The 19,579-nt window shown below is 69.0% G+C and carries 17 protein-coding genes; 14 read left to right on the forward strand and 3 right to left on the reverse strand.

From position 1 onward, the window contains the following. Positions 1 to 58 precede the first annotated feature (58 nt). From ACZ45Q_RS08600 to ACZ45Q_RS08620, 5 genes are all read left to right on the forward strand, one after another. Entirely contained in the window at positions 59 to 628 is a 570-nt protein-coding gene (locus tag ACZ45Q_RS08600; RefSeq protein WP_468256868.1) for a hypothetical protein, read from the forward strand. Positions 629 to 678: 50 nt separating this feature from the next. After that, a complete protein-coding gene (locus ACZ45Q_RS08605; protein WP_468257528.1) occupies positions 679 to 1,215 on the forward strand; it encodes a DciA family protein in 537 nt (178 codons plus the stop codon). Between the two features lie 171 nt (positions 1,216 to 1,386). Next, positions 1,387 to 2,733 carry a replicative DNA helicase gene (gene dnaB / locus ACZ45Q_RS08610; protein WP_468256871.1) on the forward strand — a complete coding sequence of 449 codons (1,347 nt, stop codon included), beginning with the start codon at positions 1,387 to 1,389 and terminating at the stop codon, positions 2,731 to 2,733. Between the two features lie 206 nt (positions 2,734 to 2,939). After that, positions 2,940 to 4,247, forward strand: coding sequence for a competence protein CoiA family protein (locus ACZ45Q_RS08615; protein ID WP_468256874.1), 1,308 nt, complete (start codon positions 2,940 to 2,942; stop codon positions 4,245 to 4,247). Positions 4,248 to 4,604: 357 nt separating this feature from the next. Beyond that, positions 4,605 to 4,934, forward strand: coding sequence for a hypothetical protein (locus ACZ45Q_RS08620; RefSeq protein WP_468256877.1), 330 nt, complete (start codon positions 4,605 to 4,607; stop codon positions 4,932 to 4,934). Between the two features lie 198 nt (positions 4,935 to 5,132). On the opposite strand, the gene ACZ45Q_RS08625 is transcribed toward ACZ45Q_RS08620, so the two are convergent. The 3 genes from ACZ45Q_RS08625 to ACZ45Q_RS08635 form a co-directional block, all read right to left on the reverse strand. Beyond that, positions 5,133 to 7,577, reverse strand: coding sequence for a UvrD-helicase domain-containing protein (locus tag ACZ45Q_RS08625; protein ID WP_468256880.1), 2,445 nt, complete (start codon positions 7,575 to 7,577; stop codon positions 5,133 to 5,135). 138 nt (positions 7,578 to 7,715) lie between these two features. Then, on the reverse strand, positions 7,716 to 8,669 hold the full coding sequence (locus tag ACZ45Q_RS08630) for an FAD-dependent oxidoreductase (RefSeq protein WP_468256883.1): 954 nt from the start codon (positions 8,667 to 8,669) through the stop codon (positions 7,716 to 7,718). A 10-nt stretch (positions 8,670 to 8,679) separates the two neighbouring features. Next, complete coding sequence (locus ACZ45Q_RS08635; RefSeq protein ID WP_468256886.1) at positions 8,680 to 10,125, reverse strand: carph-isopro domain-containing protein; 1,446 nt, start codon at positions 10,123 to 10,125, stop codon at positions 8,680 to 8,682. 374 nt (positions 10,126 to 10,499) lie between these two features. Between ACZ45Q_RS08635 and ACZ45Q_RS08640 the strand changes: the two genes are divergently transcribed. From ACZ45Q_RS08640 to ACZ45Q_RS08680, 9 genes are read left to right on the forward strand one after another with little or no spacing between them, the layout of a single operon-like run. After that, positions 10,500 to 10,853 carry an ATP-binding protein gene (locus ACZ45Q_RS08640; RefSeq protein WP_468256889.1) on the forward strand — a complete coding sequence of 118 codons (354 nt, stop codon included), beginning with the start codon at positions 10,500 to 10,502 and terminating at the stop codon, positions 10,851 to 10,853. A gap of 44 nt (positions 10,854 to 10,897) precedes the next feature. Continuing rightward, on the forward strand, positions 10,898 to 12,208 hold the full coding sequence (locus tag ACZ45Q_RS08645) for a glycosyltransferase family 4 protein (RefSeq protein WP_468257531.1): 1,311 nt from the start codon (positions 10,898 to 10,900) through the stop codon (positions 12,206 to 12,208). Continuing rightward, on the forward strand, positions 12,205 to 13,203 hold the full coding sequence (locus ACZ45Q_RS08650; RefSeq protein WP_468256891.1) for a D-2-hydroxyacid dehydrogenase: 999 nt from the start codon (positions 12,205 to 12,207) through the stop codon (positions 13,201 to 13,203). Before ACZ45Q_RS08645 ends, ACZ45Q_RS08650 begins: the two co-directional genes overlap by 4 nt. Before the next feature lie 3 nt (positions 13,204 to 13,206). Then, on the forward strand, positions 13,207 to 14,316 hold the full coding sequence (locus ACZ45Q_RS08655) for a radical SAM protein (protein WP_468256895.1): 1,110 nt from the start codon (positions 13,207 to 13,209) through the stop codon (positions 14,314 to 14,316). Continuing rightward, positions 14,316 to 15,455, forward strand: a complete 1,140-nt coding sequence (locus ACZ45Q_RS08660) for a hypothetical protein (RefSeq protein WP_468256897.1) — start codon at positions 14,316 to 14,318, stop codon at positions 15,453 to 15,455. The genes ACZ45Q_RS08655 and ACZ45Q_RS08660 overlap by 1 nt, the downstream gene beginning before the upstream one ends. Further along, positions 15,452 to 16,243: a radical SAM protein gene (locus tag ACZ45Q_RS08665; RefSeq protein ID WP_468256900.1), complete on the forward strand. Its 792-nt coding sequence runs from the start codon at positions 15,452 to 15,454 to the stop codon at positions 16,241 to 16,243. Before ACZ45Q_RS08660 ends, ACZ45Q_RS08665 begins: the two co-directional genes overlap by 4 nt. Positions 16,244 to 16,260: 17 nt before the next feature. Next, positions 16,261 to 17,976, forward strand: a complete 1,716-nt coding sequence (locus ACZ45Q_RS08670; RefSeq protein ID WP_468256902.1) for a carbamoyltransferase C-terminal domain-containing protein — start codon at positions 16,261 to 16,263, stop codon at positions 17,974 to 17,976. 5 nt (positions 17,977 to 17,981) lie between these two features. After that, positions 17,982 to 18,596: an HD domain-containing protein gene (locus ACZ45Q_RS08675; protein WP_468256904.1), complete on the forward strand. Its 615-nt coding sequence runs from the start codon at positions 17,982 to 17,984 to the stop codon at positions 18,594 to 18,596. Continuing rightward, positions 18,593 to 19,579 (forward strand): glycosyltransferase, encoded by a 987-nt coding sequence (locus ACZ45Q_RS08680; protein ID WP_468256906.1) that lies wholly within the window; start codon positions 18,593 to 18,595, stop codon positions 19,577 to 19,579. The genes ACZ45Q_RS08675 and ACZ45Q_RS08680 overlap by 4 nt, the downstream gene beginning before the upstream one ends.

A 19,579-nucleotide genomic window follows, 5' to 3' on the forward strand; every position in this document is an offset into this window, starting at 1 on the left:
CAGGGGCAGCGGCAGGACGGATGCCGATAGGTACCCGAGACGAAGGAGGGGCTCATCCATGAACCACGCTCAAGTAGCAGCGCTGGGGCGCGCCCTACGCGTCGCCGGTGAACACGAGCAGCGGCTCGCGGACGGCGAGGCTGTTCCGAATGTGGAGGAGATCCGTCAGGACCTGGAGCGCGCGCTGGCCCTGCTGGACGAGACGATCAGCAAGCCCAAACCGGTCACCCGATGCTCCGAGCATCCAACCGGGCCGGTCGACCCAGACGCCGCTGACCTGTGCCTGCTCTGCGAGACCCGCCGCCGGGCAGGTAGTCGTACACCGCCCCGGCCATGGTCGTCCGATCTGGACGACGATGCTCCCGCTGCACGGGTGCAGTCTCGGCACCGGCTGCGCGCCGAACAGCCCGAGCCGCAGAAGCGCTGGATCCCTGAGATGTGGAACGGACAAACTTGGCAGGTGTGCGGAACGCCTCGGCGCAGCGAATCGGAAGCGCAGCAGTACCTGGCCGAGCTGCGACACGGGCCGAACCCGGCACCCGCCTACCGGCTGGTGTACGCGTTCACCGACCATGACGTCGTACGCACCTGGGGCACGCCCACCGTCCGCCAGCAGGTTGATCCGTGACTAGCGCAGAGGCGGCCGGCACTGGGCAAAGCCTTGATCTTGCCCGGATCATGCTGCGCCGGGCCCGAGAAGACGCCCGGCTGCATCGCTTCGCCGGGCCATCGGCTTCCCCTGCCGTTCGTAGACAGCTGTGCGGGCGGACCCCGCCGGTGCCGCTCGGAAAGGCGCTGCTGGAGATGTTCTCCGAGCACGGGCTCTGGAGCGAGACCGAAGCGGCGCTTCTCAACTGCTGGAGTTCCGTGGCCGGACCAATCGCCGGGCACGTGGACCTGGCAGGCTTCGACCGGGAATCTGGAACCCTCACATTGTGCGGGTCCTCCACTGCCTGGATCACCCAGGTCAAGCTCCTCGCAGACGCCCTCATCCAACGGATCAACGTCGAACTCGGCTCCCAGACCGTACGCCGGATCCGTATGGTGAAAAGGGACGTGACCGGCCCTCTACCCTCCCTCGCACTGCCACCCTCTGCCGAACCGGATGGCACACACGCGCGGCGATGGCAGCCAGCACCTCCCTTGCCCGACCCGGCCATACAGGCTGCCGTGCAGCGCCAAGGGCAGTGCCTTCCGCGCGAATCCGCTCGCTGACGTGGACCGTCACGTTCTACGGCCGCCACGGCAACAGGACGTGAGCGCCTTCATCCGCACGAGGGCCGATAGAGACGATCAGCTCTTCCCGTCGGGACACCGCAGATACTCTCGCTGTGGCAATTCCCTTGGCTACGCAGGGGGAGATGGCACGAGGAGGGAGATCCCAAGGTGACGGTTGAGGACACCGATGCCGCACTGCACCACCCGCACGATCTGCACGCCGAGAAAGGCGTGCTGAAGGCGATGCTGCGGTCGAAGGACGCGATCGCCGACATCGTCGAAGTTCTCCACCCCCACGATTTCTATCGCCCTGCTCACGCCCTGCTCTACACCACGATCCTCGACCTGTACACGCGCAATCAGCCAACGGATCCCGCTGCGGTGATCGCTCACCTCAGCGAAAAGGACCAGCTGGACGAGGCTGGGGGCGCTGCTTACATCACCGCGCTGGTCGATGGTCCTTCGCCTTCGACGAAGTGGATCGCCGACGCCGAGCGTGTGGAGAACGCCGCCCTGCTGCGCCGCACCAAGGTCGCTGCCATCCACATCGAAGACATGGTTGCCGAGGCGGAGCCGGACTCCGCGGACCGGATCGCGGACGCCGCGCAGGCAGAGATCTTCGCGGCAACCACGCGGCGCCCCCTGCTGCCCCCAGCAAGTCCCCTCGGGGACGTCATGGAAGACACCCTCGACTGGATCGAGGCAGCCGGCAGCCGTGAGGCGACTCTGCCGGGCATCCCCACAGGCTTCACCGACCTGGACTCTCTAACCGGCGGACTCCACCCCGGCCAGCTCATCGTCATCGCATCCCGACCGGCCATGGGCAAGTCCACGCTCGCCCTGGACTTCCTGCGCAACGCCAGCATCAAACACGGCCTGCCCGCAGCCCTGTTCACGCTAGAAGCCGACCGCAAGGAAGTCGGCATGCGGATCCTGTCGGCCGAAGCCCGTGTCTCCCTCTTCCACATCCGCTCCGGGACGTGCACCGATGAGGACTGGACCCGGATGGCCCGCCGGATGCCCGAGGTCAGCGCCGCACCCATCTACATCCAGGACGGCTCCTACGCCAACCTGCACGACCTTCGAGCTCACTGCCGATACCTGCACAGCCGTATGGGCGTCCAGCTCATCGTGGTCGACGCCGTCCACATGCTCACCTTCGGCACAAGGCAGCTCAGCTCGCGCTACGAGGAAATCTCCGAGATCGCCCGCTGCCTGAAACTACTCGCCAAGGAACTCCGGCTGCCCATCGTCGCCATCTCCACCCTCAACCGAGGCCCGGAACAGCGCGCCGACAAGAAACCCATGATCAGTGACCTGCGAGACTCTGGGGCACTCGAAGATAACGCCGACATGGTCATCCTGCTCCATTGCGAGGATGCCTACGAGAAGGATTCACCGCGTGCAGGGGAAGCCGATTTCATCGTCGCGAAGCACCGACACGGCCCCACTGCCACCATCACGGTCGCCTTCCAGGGCCACTACTCCCGCTTCGTCGACATGGCACAGACGTAGCCGGGGACAGGCACTCACGTCAACTACGAGCAACAGATTCCGTACACCCGACGCCGTACTCAACGCCTTGACGGACCGATGCTTACATCCCAAGCGCTGACCGCCCAGGTCACCTGTCGCGGCCGTCAACGGCAATCAGTACGACCATGCCACGAATCACCCCCAGTAGCCGGAAATGTCAGTGGCAGCCCTTACGGTCCCGCGCCATGGCAAACGGAATCTGGCACACGGAATACGACATCCCGATCAACCTCACCCGCTCCGACCTCGGACTGAACGAGTACCAACATCGCCTGCCGGCGGACCTCACGGCGGACAAGGTCCTCGAAGACATCACCCGTCCTCTCCAGGAGCGAGAACGCGAACGCCTGCAATGCCTCCACCACCACGAGCGCGGAGTGTGCAGGGCGGAGCAGGAGGGCCAGTCACCATGGATGACCGTCCGGCGCTGCCGGCGGGGAGACGAACTCATCCTGGTCGCCGCCCACCTGCCGGCGCGCAGTAGGCCCACGAAGCCTGAGAGCCTGCGGCACCAAGCCCTCAAGGAACGCATCGTCCGAGCTGCCGAGCGCCGCGGCCTGACAGCCGACACCGAGACGACGGCACAGGGCAGCAAACGAAAAATCCGCAGCGACGTACGGGTGTCCGGTCCGGCTCGGACCGTCGGCTGGGAAGCCCAGTACTCGCCGATCACCGCGCCCACGGTCCGCAGGCGCTCCCAGGTTGCCGTGGAGGCAGGCGTCACCCCGCTGTGGGTCACCGACAGTGACAGGGCCGCGCTGATCAACAGGGCTCCGTGGGCGATGGTCGACGACCTGCCGTGGCAGGCGATCGCGTCACGGTCGCGGATGCTGGTCCGCGGTGGTGTCCGTCACCTGCAAGAGTGGAAGTGCGTGGCGGGTGCTGAACGCCAGTGCCCCGAGAAGACGGCAAGCATGTACGGCTGCGGCGCATTCCACACCATCTGGGAACTCCCCGCCCTTTGCTTGCCGATGAAGCGCCACACTGAGGTGGACGAACTCGTGGTGGCCAGCGCCGACGGGTCCTTCGTACCGCTCCAAGTGCCTGCATCCTCAGATCCCCGACAAGCATCTCGTATGTGGGTCCCGGCGCAGGACCGCGAGCGCTGGCTCAGCATCGTCGGCGACGAGCCTGCCCCCATCTGCGAAGAAGCACCACCCGACGAGGACCTCGCCTTCCACGAGGAGGAGTTGGACACGAAGTGCCGCTTCGGCGAGGAGAGCACCGTGCGGAACGACAGCCGCCTCGTTCGCGGTGGGGCCGACGATCGCGGCCTGAGAACCTTCGCCCAGCTGCCGCCGCGCATCCCCAGCCAGGCATCGGTGCGGTCCATCAGCGGTGCGGTGCGTAAGGAGGCAGCCGAACGGTATGGGTGCCCTGTATGGGAGATCGGCTCCTGCCCTGGGTGTGGCCAGCTGATGCGCCGCTACGGGAGCCGAGCCGCCCACGCCTGCCCGGCCTGCCGATCCCGCGTCGCCTCCCCGAAAACCTGACCATCGTGTCCTTGGCGACCGCCGCACCTAGGGCATCGGCAACGACAGTGCTACCCGAGACCACTACGACCGCGTCCCGGTGTGGACGGCCGTCTGCGTGGCAATGCTGCTGCGCCCGCCAGCGGCCAAGGTCAGCGGCTGGCGCTTGTTACTCATCGCCCAGCTGGGCGATGAGCACAACAGGCGTGGTGAACCGGTCTTCTGCCCCGGCTCCAGTCCTGGTCATCGGCCCGCACAGCCCGGCCAGGGCCCGGACCACGAGCCCCAAGCTGATGGATGACCACCCCAGGGCCGTTCGGCAGTTGGCCGGGCACAGACGAGACACCGGAAGACGATCAGGACGACGTGGGAGACCTCGTGAATGATCTCGCGACCGTGCGCGCCCAGGAGTACGCGAAGGTGTACGACGAACTCCTCCGCGCTGCTGCACGGCTCGACATGCTCCGGCGCCGAGAGGGCGGTGCCGTCGACGCCCACGCCACCTCGGCCATGCACGCGGTCCGCTTCGCCGTGACCATCTTGTGGCCTGCCGTCCCGCACACCCCACCGCCTGGCTTCCGTCATGGCAGCGAGTACCTGCTCCACCTGGCCGCGAATTGGCGCGAGGCAGCATTGGAAGTCGGCGGGTTCGCCCCGCCACGCACCGCCCTGCCGCTCGGTCTCGACCGAGATCAATCTTGCGGGTGACTGCTGCACCCGTACCAAGGCACTCGGCTTGCCACCTGCTGACGCGCGTCACTTCACGGGACGGCCCCCGATCGCGGGCTATGGGGCCGGAGGCCGTCGCACACGCGTGTCGGGGGACGTGCACGTGTCTTCCGGTGGAACGCGACCGCCGCACCGGAGGTCACCCACATCGTTGCCCGGACTCTCGTGCATCTCGGGTCAGTGCGCGCCGTTGACGCGCAGGGGAAGGTCGGGGCACTGGCGGCCGACCTGCCAGAGTTCGGCTTTGAGGTGCTGCCGGAGCTTGACCGGGGACTTGTACGCGCCGAGCAGGGCCAGGAAGTCCTTCAGTGGCCAGTCGATGAGGGCACCCTGCCGGGAGAGGTAGAAGCCGACCCTGGCGATGCCGAAGGCGTCCGCGTAGTCGAGCAGTGTGTACCCGGCGAGCTGGTAGATCTCCTCGCGGCCGATCCGGCGGGGGTAGAGGGTGGATTTGCAGTCCAGTAGCAGCCCGTCGAGAACAAAGTCACCGTCCGCTCCGCCGAGGTCTGCCGCCCCTTCAGGAACCGGAGCGCACTTGATCTTCTCGGGCGGCAGTTGCCAGAAGCGTTCGAAGACGGGCTCAGCCAGGCGCATCTGGGCTGCGGCGTCGTCCACGGCGTAAGCCGGCACACGCGCCAGCAAGCTGTCGAGGGTGACCTCGTGGCGTAGGCTGGCGAGCAGACTGGTGGCCTCGATGCCTCCTTCCCGGTAGACGCGTTCGAACTGGGCCGCGACATAGCACAGGCGGGTCAGCTCATCGTCGTCCGTGGCGTCGGGGTGACCGCGGTAGGCGGCGAGGCGTTCAAGAAGTTCTTGGCCGGCCGCGCCTAGGCTCTTGCGGGCCGCCCCGCGCGGGGCGGTGCCGCGCAGCGGCTCGTTCTCGTCCTGCACCAGCAACACCCCGTACGGCACCGCCCCACCCAGCGAGGACCCCAGGGACAGCCGCAGCCGGTAGTCGATCACATGCCCGAGGCTGGGCCAGTTCGGGGAGCGGGCGTCCAGCGGCTGCACCGCCGGGGGCAGGTCTGCGACCCGGCGCAGATAGTCGTCCCGTACGGCCTGGACGCTGGGCAGGTGACGGGCCATGAACCTGGAGACGGGCGCGCCCGGGTAGGCGAGTTGCTTGGTCAGCGGCAGCGCGATCAGGTGAGCGGTGAGCCTCCCGCTGTCGTCGGCGAGCGCGGCGAGCTGCTGCTCGTGCTCGTCCAGCCATGACAGCCCCTCCATGTCGAGAGTGTCACTGGCGCGGGTGACCGCCACATACGCCAGCCTCGCCTCGTCCAGGCGGATCGGCTGCGGCACATCGTTCTGGTCCGCCGCCGGCGGATGGAAGCCTGGCCCAATCCGCACCCGAGCCCACTCCCGGCCCTTCGCCTTGTGCACGGTGGAGACCACCACCTTGCCCTGCCCCTTGGGAGCGAGCCGGTCCACGGCCTGGATGATCGCCTCCGGTCCGTAAGTGTCCACCAGCTTCACCAGGGTGCGCAGGTCAGCCGCCGTACGGTCGTGCTCGACGTACTCCTGCACCTCCTCCCACGTCCGGAACAAGAACAGCTCCGCATGCGAGGTTCCCTTGCCCTCCTTGAGCTGCTGCGCGGCCTGCGCGATACGACGCAGGGCGTTACCCCCGCCACACAGCTCGACCGGCACCCCCAGCTGCTGATAGCCGATGATCTCCGCGACCGCGTCATTGTTACTGCGCACCAGCACCGCATCCGCCTCCGGCAGCTCCGCCACCCGGGAGGAACGCGCCTCGAACCCGGCCAGACGCAGGTCGGAACCGGCGTGCGCCAGCCACCGGTTGGCCTGCTCCGCGACCGCCGGCCCGAACCGGAACGACTTGGTCAGCCGCAGCTGCACCGCGGGGAAACCTGACATGACATCCTTGGCGAACCGCCACTCATAGATCTGCTGAGAGGGATCACCCACGCACACCCGCTGCGCCTGCTGGCCGAGGAAGATCTCCTCCAGCACCGGATTGGTGTCCTGCGCCTCGTCCAGCAGCACGAACTCCCCCGGCAGCACCGGCCGGGTCAGAGCCCACATCTTCAGGTAGTGGTCGTGCTCGAACCGCAGGCCCCCCAGGGGCGACTGGATGTCCTCCCACGCCCTCGTGGCGTACGGGTGCAGCACCGCTGCCACGTAGTCCTGCTCCTCGGGAGTCAAGCCGTTGACCGGCTCCAGATGTCTCGCCATCACCCTCTCGGCGGTGGTGTAGCAGAAGCGGCGCACCATGCCCATCACAAGCCGGGCCTGATGATTGACCTTGATCACACGCCCGTTGACGACGAGGTCGCGACGCAGGCCCAGGCGACGGGCTGTCTCCGCCGGTGGCAGGTGCGCGGACTTCTGGATGCGGTCGGCATACCTGCGCCCGACCGCCCGGTAGGCGAAGGAGTGCGCGGTACGGCACTCCACGTTCGGGCCGAACACCGTCTTCGCATGGTCAGCGATCTCCCGGTTGAAAGAGACGTACACCCCACGCCGCTTCCCCGCAGCGGACCCCATCAACACCAGGGTCGACGTCTTACCCGTACCGGCACCCGCAACGAGGGCGAGATCCCCGCCCGTGGTGAACGCATCACAGGCCGCTAACTGTTCTTCCGTCGGCTTGATAGCCACAGCATGTCCTCTCTGGGCAAAGCGGCTTCATTGACCGCCGCACAGAGCGTGATCGCCTGGCCTACTCACGGTCAACCGGCTTGGTGAATGGTTGACCCGGACCAGCGATCCAGAGGGCAGAGGCAGGAGTTCGGGGTCTCATCGAGCTGAAATCAGGTCGCCTGTTTCCTTGGCGCACCCCCACGACAGCGTGACTCCAGCGCCTCCGTGCCCGTAGTTGTGCACGACCACGGTGCCGGCCTCCCCCACCTCTTCCTCCACACGGACCGTGGCGCGGGTCGGTCGAGCGCCAACCCGGTGCTCCAGGACACGGGCCTCGGCGAGGCGGGGCTCGACCTCGGCACAGCGGGCGAGGATGCTGGCCGCCGCCTTGTCGTCGGGGGCCAGATCGCCTTCGCCGTCGATCGCTGTGCCGCCCAGGACCACGGTGTCGCCGTGGGGGTAGAAGCACAGGAGGTCCGGGGAGAGGCCGGTGTCCTCGGAGAAGAACTCGGTCAGCCCGGGGTTGGTGACGACGACGTGCTGACCGCGGATGGGCCGGAGGTCGGGGTCCGGAACCAGGTCGCGCGCCCCGATGCCCGCGCAGTTGACGATCGCCGAAGCCGGACCGGCGTCCGAGAGCGAAGTCAGCCGTCGCTGCTCGACCACACCGTCGGCATCGCGGAGTCGGCGCAGGAGGTAGTCGAGGTAGGTGGGCATGTCGATCAGTGGCACGGTGAACCGGTAGGCCGCCGTGAACCCGGCCGGGAGTTCGGCCCGCTCGCACGGTCGGAAACCAGGCAAAGTGGTGGCCCAGTCCGGCGCGGCTTCGGCCGTGCGGGATGCTTCGATGCCACTGGTGAGCCGGACGCCCGTCGCCGGATCTTGCGCCAGCTCCCGGAAGATCTCCAGGGACCGTTGTCCCCACTGGTCGACCTTGTCCTTCGGTTCGACCAGGTAAGGCCCCCACATCGCCCCGGCCGCCAGCGACGTGATCCCCGGCACCTGCTCGGCGATCACCTGCACCGAAGCCCCGGCCTCGGCGAGAACGACGGCCGTGGTGAGTCCAGCCACCCCAGCCCCGACAACGACAACGCGCTCCCCTGCGGTCATGAACCTGACCCTAACGGCCGGGTTGCGTCGATGGGGCGTGTTGGGCGAGGGCGGCCTCCAGGGCTGGCAGGAAGCCGCGCACGTGAGGGTTGCGCTGTCGGCGACGGAGGTCGGCGGCAAGTTGGTGGAGCAGTGCCACGCTGCGAGGCGAGCGGACGACATCGAGGCGGTCGGCGGCGATCTGGCCGATCTCGCAGGCTGCCTCCAGGTCTCCGTGCGCGCTGTGTCCCAGGGCCAGCCAGGCTCCCTCGAACATGGCTCGGCGCTGGCTTGGGTCGCCGCGCGGCACGTCGTACGCCCCGGACCTGAGCATCTCGGTTCCCTGGGCGAGGAAGCGACGGCTCTTCTTTCCGCTCTCCGCCTTCTGCTGTGCACGACCCATCTGGATGAGGCCGTAACCAGCCTGGCAGTCCAGGTGGTTGTCGGTGAGGAAGTACATCCAGCGGGGCTCTTCTTGGCGGCCGTCCCGGCTTGCGATCAGTTCGCGGGCAGCGCCACGAGTGTGGGCGAAGTCGTTGTCACGGTCGGCGGCGGCGTACGCGTAGGCGAGCCGGGACAGGACGGACGCCCGGACGGCCAGCGGGGCGGCGTCGCCCGCACGGCGGGCGGCCTCACCGAGGGCGATGGCGTCCGCGGGGTGTCCTCGACTCGCCGCCTGAAAGGAGAGGTCGCCCAGGATGTGGGCGCACAGGGGGAGATCATTGACCTGATGCGCGGCCCGGAGCGCCGTGACGAAGTAGCGCTGCGCCAGTCCGTGGTCGGCCGCGTCGAAGGCCATCCAGCCGGCCAGCTGGCCGATCTCCGCGAGCGCGCGGATCAGACGGCTCGCGACAGCCGGAGGGTGGCCGCCTTCGCGAATCAGCAGCCCGACAGCCCGGAACTGTGCTCCGACGTAAGGCAGATGACGCGCCCCTCCGTGCTCGTCGTCGAGCAACTGGAGCATGGGTAGGTGCTGCTCGACCTGGTCCACGAGCGGATCGGTGCCGAGCGACGACGTCATTCGAGGCGTGTACTGACCGCGTCCCGCGGTGCCGTCGAGGTACTGGGCGACGATCGCGAGGAGTCCCGCGCCCGAGATCGCGAGGAACCGGCGACGGTCGACAAGCCCTCCCATCACCCAGTCGTCCACAATCGCCTCCATGCCCTGCGCGGTCCAAGGCCGCGCGAGATCCGTGTCCGCCGGGACCAGCGCTGACGAGTCGCCCACACGGCCCTGCCACAGTTCGGCCACCGAGACATTCCTACCCAGCTCCTGGGAGAGCACGTAGGCGGCCATCATCGGCAACGGCGAACGCGGCAGGGAGCCGGCGTCCCGCCAGTGGTACGGCGCCGTCTCGGCCACCGTCCCCGCGCCGAACACTCGGTTGAGCTTGCGAGCGAGGGCCTTCGGGCTCCACCCGAGTTCGTCGAGGCACCCCGCCAGTACGACATTGGGCTCGCCTGTCTGCGGTGCCACGTGCGACCACCCTTCGCTCCAGTGGTTCGTCCATCACTTCGCGAGCCCCATGGTGATGCCCCTGGACGGACGATTCACCACCGCCGCATGGAAGTTGACCGAGTTGACCCACTGATCGGGTCGTGTCTGACCTTCCCTCTCCTGTGTTCTTGGATCCCGGCGGAGGCGCCCGTCTTCCGAGCCGACGGAGAAAGAGGTGGGCCTTGAGACAGCACACGAGCACCTCCCCAGGCCGACCGGGCGGTGTCCTGGACCGTGACGCCGGATTACCAACCTCCGCCCCCGGACGCGGGCTCGCCGCTGGCGACGGCACGACCTCCCTGATCACGGATCTGCCGTACGGACCGGAAGCGGCCGAGGTCGCCCGGGGCGCCGTGACGCTGGCGCTGCGTGGCACTGAGACGGACGTACTTGCTGACGCCCGCCTGATCGGGTCGGAGCTCGCGACGAACGCCTTCGTCTCGGGCAGTCCTCCGTTGGTTCTGTGCGTCGACCGCAGGAGTCTGGCCAGCGGCGGCCTCGAGATCGAGATCACCGTCACCGACGGCGGCTGTTCCCGCCCGGCACCCGCATCTCCTACCGCGCCCGACGAGCAGGCCGAATCAGGACGGGGACTGGTCATCGTCGATGCCTTGGCCGATGCCTGGTCGCTGACGACTGGCACCAGCGGCTCTCGTGCCTGGTGCCGACTCACCCACAGGCCGTGCTCCTCGTCCGCCGGCGCCTGATGTCCACGCCTGCAGAAATCCGTCCTCCAAGGAGGCACCACACAGTGCGCATCGACCATGCGACTTCCCCACCATCACTCATGGCTGCGCCGGAGGCCGCTCGTCAGCCCAGGGTCGTCGTCGCTCTCCACGAGGGCTTCTACGGCGCGGCGTCGGGCACAGGCTTCAGCAACCGCGCCTTCCTCACAGCACTGGCCCGGCTCCTACCGACAGGCCGCCTCTCAGTGATCACCCCGCACGTGCCCGAGACTGCGGGAGCGCACGATCAGCGGTGGGCCGGCGAGGTGCGGCAGATGCTGCGGCAGGCCGCGGCCGAGGTCATCACGATCCCGAAGGTCAACGCGCCGCCGGACTCGGTCCGCGGCTCGGTTCAGCTGTGCGACCTGGCGGGCGAGGCGGCCATACGCATCGCCGCGCGGGCGAGCCGGTGCCTCCTCGTCGGCCTCGACATCCCGTTCCTCGGGCTCGCGCCCTACACGTCGCCGACCACGGACCTGCTGCTCGTGCCCCGCTCCACCACCGCACTGACGCGGCCCAAGGACGTCTCCCGCGTCCGCTGGGAGCGGGACGCCCTGCGAGCGGCGACACTCCGAGGTGCGCGCGTCGGGGCCATCTCCTCCCACATGCGAGGCCACCTCGTCGTCAACTACGCCGTCCCTCGGTCGAGCATCGTGAGCATCCCGAACGGACTGATCCGTGAGGAGATGGTCAGGCCGGCCACGGCTCTGCCGCTGCCTTTCAAGGCCCGCGCCGGATTCCTTCTCGCCATGGGCCGCGCAGTCCCGACGAAAGGCTTCGAAGATCTCCTGGAGGCGTTGCGCCTGCTGAAGGAACGCGGTGTCCCCGTTCCTCACCTGCTGCTGGCCGCCGTGACCTCGGAGGAACACAAGCACCCCTCCTCGTACCAGCAGGACCTGGCGGCACACATCCGCGCGCACGATCTGGACGCGACTCTGATCACTCGCTTCACCCCCGCGATCCGTGCCTGGTTGCACAGCCCGGCCCTGCGCGTGGTCATCGTTCCCTCTCGCGAGGAGCCCTTCGGCCGGATACCCCTGGAGGCGTTTGCAGCCGGTGCGGGCCCGGTGGTCGCGACCACGGCCGGCGGCCTGGCTCAGACCGTCATCGACGGCGAGACCGGCTTCACGGCTGCACCGCAGGACCCCAGATCCCTGGCATCCGCCCTGCACCGGGCCCTGACCGTCCTGCCCCGAGAACGCGATCGGCTCCGGAGCGCCGGGGCGACCCTGGTGCGCTCCCGCCACGACTACGAGGCCAGCGTCGGTTCCGTCATGGACCGCATCGCCCCTTGGGCGCTGGCGCGGTCAGCCACCGTGGAGGGCCGCGCGCGATGAACCGGCCGGTGGTGCTGATCAGCCTGGAGTCCCCGCACTCCTTCTGGCGGCTGTCCTCCGAGCACGAGCGTGCGCTGTCCGCCGCCTTCACCGGCATCGCGTTCCGCAGGGCGACCGAGGAGGCCGTGCCGCACCAGCTGGCCGACGCACACGTCTACTTCGGGTGGCGATTCGCGCCCTCATGGCTGTTCGCCGCGCCACATCTGAAGTGGATCGCTTCCCCGGCCGCCGGCACCGACCATCTGCCCGTCGCCGAGGCGCACTCCGTCGGGGTGGCCCTGACCCGCTCGTACGGCTTCCACGGCAGGCCCATGGCCGAGCACGCCATGGGCCTGGTCCTGGGCTTCTCCCGCGGGCTGTTCACCAGCCAGCGCGTCCAGCGGAACCGTGCCTGGTGGAAGGACGACCTGGCCGAGGAGTTCTTCGACCTGGCGGGGGCGACGATGACCATCGTCGGCTGCGGCAGCGTCGGACGCCACCTCGCCCAGGCTGCTCGGGCCTTCGGCATGAACGTCATCGGAGTACGCCGGACACCACCTGCGGCTTCTGAAAGCGGGATCACGTGGGTGCACACGACGGCGGTGCACCAGGCGGTGTCCGTCGCCGACGTCGTGGTCAATCTGCTGCCCGCGACCCCTGACACGCACCGCTACTTCGACCACGACCTCTTCTCGGCGTGCAAGCCCCGCTCTCTCTTCCTCAACCTCGGCCGCGCGGCAACCGTCGACCAGTCGGCCCTCCTGGCCTCCCTCGACACTGGCCACCTGCGCGGCGCGGCCCTGGACGTTTTCGATCCGAAACCGCTACCCGCCCGCCATCCGCTGCGGCTCCACCCTCGGGTCGTACTCACCCCGAAAAGCTCGGTGTTCTGCCGCGCGTACATGGACGAGGCGGTGGCGTTCTTCGCCGACAACCTGCACCGCTACCTCTCGGGCCAGCCCCTCAACGGCCTGGCCGAGGCGCCCGCCACCCGCTCTCCGCTCGTAGGAGGCTGACCAATGCCCACCGCAGACCACGACGACCTGGCCGCCGCCTTCGCCGCCGCAGGCCGCAACCACCCCTACCTGGCCTTCACCCTGAACTCGCTGTGCAACCTGGACTGCGTTTTCTGCAAGCCCCGGTGCATGCCGGACTACGGGCACAAGGACCGGCCCCTGACCGCCTCCGACTACGCGGCCATCGCCACCGAGGCCGGGGCCTGGAAGATCAGGAAGGCGCACTGCTCCGGCGGTGAACCGACCCTCCGAGCCGACATCCTCGACGTCATCGCGGGCCTCGCCGACGGCCTCGGGCCCGACGCCGCGATCGGCATGACCAGCCACGGCAACCTGCGCCGGGGACTGAGCGTCGAACAGCTCCACGACGCCGGCCTGACCTACCTCAACCTCAGCCTCCACAGCCTCGACCCGGCGCGGTCCGCCACGATCATGGGCGGCGGCGACCCGCGCACCACCCGGAGCACCCTCGACACCGCCCTCTCCCTCGGCCTGCGAGTGAAGATCAACTGCGTTCTCCAGCGCACCTACCTGGACGACGCCTTCGCCGTGGCCGAACTCGCCCGCGACCTGCCCATCGCCGTCCGCCTGATCGAACTCCAGAACATCGGCCCCGCCCAGGCGCTCTTCGACACCGAGTTCACCACCGAGGCAGAGGTCCGCGACCGCCTCCACCAGTGGTTCACCAACGCCGGCGAAGTCCCCCGGGACCAGCTGGGCGTCCGCAGCCCCGGGCAGTACCTCCGCCCCGACGGCTGGGCGGGGTCGATCGGCTTCATCTCCAACTCCAGCTGCGCCACCTGCTCTGACGCCAACCGGATCAAAATCACGCCCACCGGAGTGGCGCGACCCTGCATCCTGCACAACCGCGACATCCCCCTGAAGCCCCACCTCGCCGACGGCACCCTCAGCGACGCCTTCGCCCACCTCTTCCAGGCCATGCTCAACCGCAACACCAACGACGCCTGGCAGGGCTTCCACTACGTCGACTACGACCTGCGCTGGGACCGGATGGAGCGCCCCGAAGGAACTCCGGTCCTGCCCCTGCTCCCCGTCCTCCCCACGGGAGCGGCCGGCCCCTCCTGCGCCCGCGCCTCCACCGGGGAGCGGTGATGATCGTGGTCGACGCGCCGCCTCTCTACCAGGAGCTCGGCGCTCTGTACGAAGGCGAGCTGGACGCTCACGGCGTCGGGGCCGTGATGCTCACCCATAAGTGGCAGCCGGCCGACCTGCTGGCTCCGCACTCCGACATCGACGTACGCGTCATTCTGCGCCAGGCGCCTGCGGACTGGGAAGAGTGGAACCACCGCCTAGCCGCCGCACACGCCGCCGCAGTCGACCGGGAAGTCTCCCATCGACGCCTCCTGGAGCACCCGCCCGGCTTCGCGTTCACCGTGACCGAGGCGGACGGGCGGCTCGTGTCCGCGCCCGAACTCGCGACCTGGTCACTGATCAGCGGCAGCGCGCGGGACTTCCAACACTGGAAGTCCCGGGCCCAGATGGCGCCCTGGTGCGCGGTGGACGAGCGCTTCTATCGGGTAATCCTCCAGGCCCGGATGGGCGGCCGATACCAGCTGGCTGCGGACAGCACGGACAACGTGGTCGAGGGCATCGCCGCGTACCGGCGCCACTGCGTGGCGTGGCACTACCTTGCACCGTGCTGGTTCGCTGCCGCCGCACTCGCGACCCGGACCCGCTGCCCCGGAAAGACGGCGGCCCTCACCCAGTGGCGGCCGGAGGGACTGGACGGATATGCCGAGCTGTTCCTTCGGCACTCGGAGAACCGCTCCGATGGCCGATCACGGAGTCCGCGCCACCTGCTGCGCGCGGCCCATGTAGCCCTGGAGGCGGCCATGCGCCGCGTTCCTGATGGGGACCGCCCCGACGGCCAGGGGCAGGAGCACGCTCGTACCGACTGGGTGATGACCGCGGGGATGCTCCGCGTACGCGTCGCTCGCTGGGTGTACTACCTCGATCCGCCGCCCGGCGTGGCGACCGAGTACCTGATCCGGCGGGAGGCGAAAGAACTCCGCTCCGCCGCACAAACGCTGACCGCGCTCGCGGCAGACGAGGCGACTGCCGCCCAGCGGCTGGCCGCCCGAATGGCGGCGCTGATCCCCACTGGGCCCACCACCGCCGACATCCTGCGCGCAGCGCTCGCGCGCTGGCACCAGCAGAAGACCACCGTCCAGGACTTCCTCAGCTTCACGCCCGACGACGTCCACCTCTGGCCCAAGGAGTCTCGCCAATGACCCCGCGTGCGCCGGTGCCCCGCACCCTCAAAACGGCCAAGGTCAAGATCACCACGAAGTGCAATCGGCACTGCGACTTCTGCATCTTCGCCGACGGCGCCCAGGGCGAGAACATGTCCCTGTCGCTGTTCTCCACCATCCTGACCCGGCTGGAGACCATCCCCTTCCAGCAGCTGCACATCAACGGCGGCGAACCCACCGTGCACCGGGACTTTCCGGCGCTCAGCGACGCCGCCCGCGCGCGGTTGCCGGACAAGGTCATGGTCCTGGGTACGAACGCCATCACCCTGGCCCGCAACAAGCCGATCATGGACGCGACCCTCCGCTCCTACGACCAGATCCTCATCGGCTGCGACGACGAACACGGGAATTACGACGAGGTGCACGCCGTCGTGCCCCGCCTCCGCGAAGTCGGCAAGACCGTGGTCGTCAACAGCGTCCTGGAAGGCATCAGTTCCACCCGGCTCACGCAGCTCGGGACGCTGTGCGAGAAGTACGGCGCCATCCACGTCACCAACCACGTGCACCACGTCGACGTCGGCCAGCCGGCGAACGAGCTGCGCGGCCTCTGCGACCGCTACCTCGACCAGCACCTGATGATCGAGATGGACGGGTCCTGCTACCGCTGCTTCAACGCCATGGCGAAGGACGACAGCGAGTTCAGCATCTGGGACGAGGACTTCGCGGCCAAGGTGTTCGCGCCCCGCGGGCACCACTTCCGGTTCTGCCTGCGCTGCCACGAGTACACCGACTCCGGCGCCGCACTCGTCCCCGCCCTCACCATCTGATCGGGAGGTACACCGCCATGCCCGCAGTCCTCGGACTGAACTTCCACCACGACACGGCCGCCGCGTTAGTCGTCGACGGCCGCATCTACGCGGCCGAAGAGGAGCGCTGGAGCGGCGTCAAACACAACCACCCCACCCGCAAGGCAACGCTCACCGCCCCGACCCGCGCGCTGCAATGGTGCCTGGAGGCCGCCGGCATCGAACCGGAGGATGTGGACGCCGTCTGGGCGGCCTCCATGCGTCCCAACCCCGCGGCCGGCTGGTGGCTGGCCGAGGAGCGGGAGGAACTCGCCGCCCTCCTGCCCGCCCCGCTCGGCGAACACCTCCGCCTCCTCTCCCACCACACGGCCCACGTGCTCTCCGGCTACCTGCTCTCCGGGCACGAGCACGCCGCGGGCCTCGTCATCGACGCCGGCGGCTCCTCGCTGGGATCCGACTTCGGCCCTGGCCGGGAGCGCATCACGGGGTACGACCTGTGGCCTGATCGCATCGACCGCCTCCACCAGGGCATGCCGGCCGTCGTGCCGGGCCCAGTCGGGCCTCGGCGCGTCCACTCCTCCCTCGGGCACTTCTACCGGAACCTCGCCCAGAGGGTGATCCCACCCGGCGACGAGCCTGAGGGCAGCATGATGGCGCTCGCCGCTTTCGGCGATCCCCAGCGCTACGGCGCACACGTCCGCGAACTGGTCCGGCTCGGAGACGAGGGCGAGGTCCGCATCGATCATCCGTGGGGTTCGGCGGACAGCAGCACACCGCTGCTGCTCGATGGCCGGGCCTGGACCGCCGACAACGTCGCGGAACAGCCGGAACACAAGCGTGCCGACCTGGCCGCCGCCGTCCAGGAGATCTTCGCCGAATCGGTCGTCCACATCGCCCGCCACCTGCAACGACTCACCCGGGCCTCAACGTTGGTGTTCTCCGGCGGATGCGCCCTGAACTCCCACCTCAACGGCCAGCTGGCCGCCGACAGCGGCTTCGACACCCTCTTCGTCGCACCCGCCCCGCACGACGCCGGCACAGCCGTTGGCGCCGCGCTCTACGGCTGGCACTACCAGCTCGGGCAGGAGCGCCTGACGGTGCCGACCGACGCGGCCTGGGGCCCGAACCCGGGCGCGCTGCCAACGACAACGGTGCCGCCCGGCTATCACGCCTTGCCCCACCTCGGGCTCGGACTGCCGGCCACAGTGGCGGCACTGCTCGCCGAGCACCACATCGTCGGCTGGGTGCAGGGGCAGCTTGAATTCGGGCCGCGTGCCCTCGGCCATCGCTCGATCCTCGCCCACCCCGGTCACGCCGCCACGAGGGACCGACTCAACGCGATCAAGAAGCGAGCCGCGTACCGCCCGTTCGCGCCGGCCGTCCTCGCCGAGCACGCCACGGAATGGTTCATGTCGGCGGGCGACCCGTTCATGAACCGTGTCGCCACCGTCCGACGGTGCCGAGCCGACCGCATCGCCGCCGTCACCCACCACGACGCCACCGCCCGCGTCCAGTCCGTCGCCGCCAACCACCAGGGCCTGCGCGACCTCCTTGAGCAGTTCCGCGACCTCACCAGACTGCCGCTGCTGCTGAACACATCCTTCAACCGCAAAGGCACCCCGATCCTGCGGACCGCTGAGCAAGCCGTGGCGGCGACGGTGGAGCTGCGCCTTGACGCCCTCGCCGTCGGGGACACCCTGCTGCTCGCCGACCACGTCCCCGATCCCCGTGCCGCGTCCCTTCGTACGAGGTGAGGCGGATGGATCCCGTCGATCTCGACCACGTCCTGACCGTGCTCGGTACCGCGGCGTGGAGCCTGAACGAGCAGTCCCGCGCCCGCGTGGCCGCCGGCCTCGCTCTCACGGTCTACGACGGCCACACCCGCGACCAGGGCACGCCTTACCTGGAGCACCCGCTGGCCGTCGTCAGGCTTCTGCGAACGGAGATCGGCGTCCGGCGCCCCGAGACCCTCCTCCTCGCTCTCCTCCATGACGCCTTGGAGGTGTCCCCTGAGTCGGAGGCACTGCTCATCCATCACCTCGGCGGCCCGTTCACCGCTCGCCTGCGTGCCATGACGGCCGACCACCGCCTCGAACAGCGCACGAAGTCCGTCGGCGACGAGACCCGCTGGCGCGCGAAGCAGGCCGCGCTCCCGCCCGAGGAGCTCCTCGTCCGGCTCGCCGACCGCCTGCACAACCTGCGCGACCTCGCCGCGTCCCCGAACCTCGACCGACGCCGACGGTTCCTCCAGACCCTGGGCGATTTCCACCTCCCCCTCGCCGACGCCGCCCGCGACCTCGGCCCCCATCTGGAGACCATGCACGCGCGCCTGCACGCCGAGTACGTCCACCACATACAGGAGGTACGTCCGTGAAACGGGTCGTCTACTCGATGGAGCCGGTCGGCCGGACCGGCGGCCGGGTCTACCTACGGATGCTCCACGAGGTGACGGCCGACGACGTGGAATGGCGCACGGTCCCGGACCACAAGCGGACCTACCGGGTCCGCCGCTGGCGCAAGCTCCGCCACCTCGCCCGCCTGGCACCTTCCATACGGGCGCTGCACGGCACCACCGGCACCTTCGTGTGGGACGACCTCAGCCTGCTGCTGTTCACGCCCGAGATGCGCGCCCGCACGGTGTTCCTCCTGCACCACTACGAGCCGCTCCAACAGGACTCCGCCCCTATCGAGGCCATGCTCTGGGAGCGGCTGTTCCGCGTTCTGCCGCAGTGCGCCGCCGTCGTGTGCGTCGCCCCGTACTGGGCCGACCAGCTTCGCGCCCGAGGCGTCCGCAACGTACGGGTGATCTACAACGCCTTCGACATGGCCGAAGTAGAGCAGGCACGCGGTTACGACCGGGCCGAGTGCCGCGCCGAGTTCGGCCTACAACCCGACGTGATCGGCGTCTACGCGGGCAAGGCCGTGCACTGGAAGGGGACCGAGGAGGTCTCCGCAGCACTGGCCGGCGTTCCCGGACTGCGGGTGATCACCAGCGGCAGCAACACCATCGGCCTCGACAGCGCGCACTACGACGTCGAACGCGAGCGGTACCTGCGTCTGCTGCGCGCCTGTGACGTCGGTGTCTTCCTCCCACGGATGCGAGAGGGCTGGAGCCGTTGCGCAGCCGAGGCTTTACTCCTCGGCCTGCCCTGCCTCATCCGCCCGGTGGCCGGCCTGGGCGACCTCGCCGCGCTGGCTGGCCAGCCTGCCCCGGACCTCCGCCGCCTCCCTGCACAGGTCCGGCAGCGTGCGGCGACACGGCACACCGAGGCCAAGGCGGGGTACGAGGCCCTGGCCCGGTTCGACCTGACCTACTTCGGCGACGCCTGGGGCAACCTCCTGGCGCAGGTCGCCTGA

This window comes from Streptomyces sp. NPDC031049, assembly GCF_055571015.1.

What these genes read in the sequence shown, in the direction of transcription:
- ACZ45Q_RS08655 (WP_468256895.1), top strand. Translation starts at nt 13,207, where the DNA reads ATGCCCACCGCAGACCACGACGACCTGGCCGCCGCCTTCGCCGCCGCA.
- ACZ45Q_RS08675 (WP_468256904.1), top strand. Translation starts at nt 17,982, where the DNA reads ATGGATCCCGTCGATCTCGACCACGTCCTGACCGTGCTCGGTACCGCG.
- ACZ45Q_RS08665 (WP_468256900.1), top strand. Translation starts at nt 15,452, where the DNA reads ATGACCCCGCGTGCGCCGGTGCCCCGCACCCTCAAAACGGCCAAGGTC.
- ACZ45Q_RS08660 (WP_468256897.1), top strand. Translation starts at nt 14,316, where the DNA reads ATGATCGTGGTCGACGCGCCGCCTCTCTACCAGGAGCTCGGCGCTCTG.
- ACZ45Q_RS08615 (WP_468256874.1), top strand. Translation starts at nt 2,940, where the DNA reads ATGGCAAACGGAATCTGGCACACGGAATACGACATCCCGATCAACCTC.
- ACZ45Q_RS08630 (WP_468256883.1), bottom strand. Translation starts at nt 8,669, where the DNA reads ATGACCGCAGGGGAGCGCGTTGTCGTTGTCGGGGCTGGGGTGGCTGGA.
- ACZ45Q_RS08600 (WP_468256868.1), top strand. Translation starts at nt 59, where the DNA reads ATGAACCACGCTCAAGTAGCAGCGCTGGGGCGCGCCCTACGCGTCGCC.
- ACZ45Q_RS08605 (WP_468257528.1), top strand. Translation starts at nt 679, where the DNA reads ATGCTGCGCCGGGCCCGAGAAGACGCCCGGCTGCATCGCTTCGCCGGG.
- ACZ45Q_RS08650 (WP_468256891.1), top strand. Translation starts at nt 12,205, where the DNA reads ATGAACCGGCCGGTGGTGCTGATCAGCCTGGAGTCCCCGCACTCCTTC.
- ACZ45Q_RS08670 (WP_468256902.1), top strand. Translation starts at nt 16,261, where the DNA reads ATGCCCGCAGTCCTCGGACTGAACTTCCACCACGACACGGCCGCCGCG.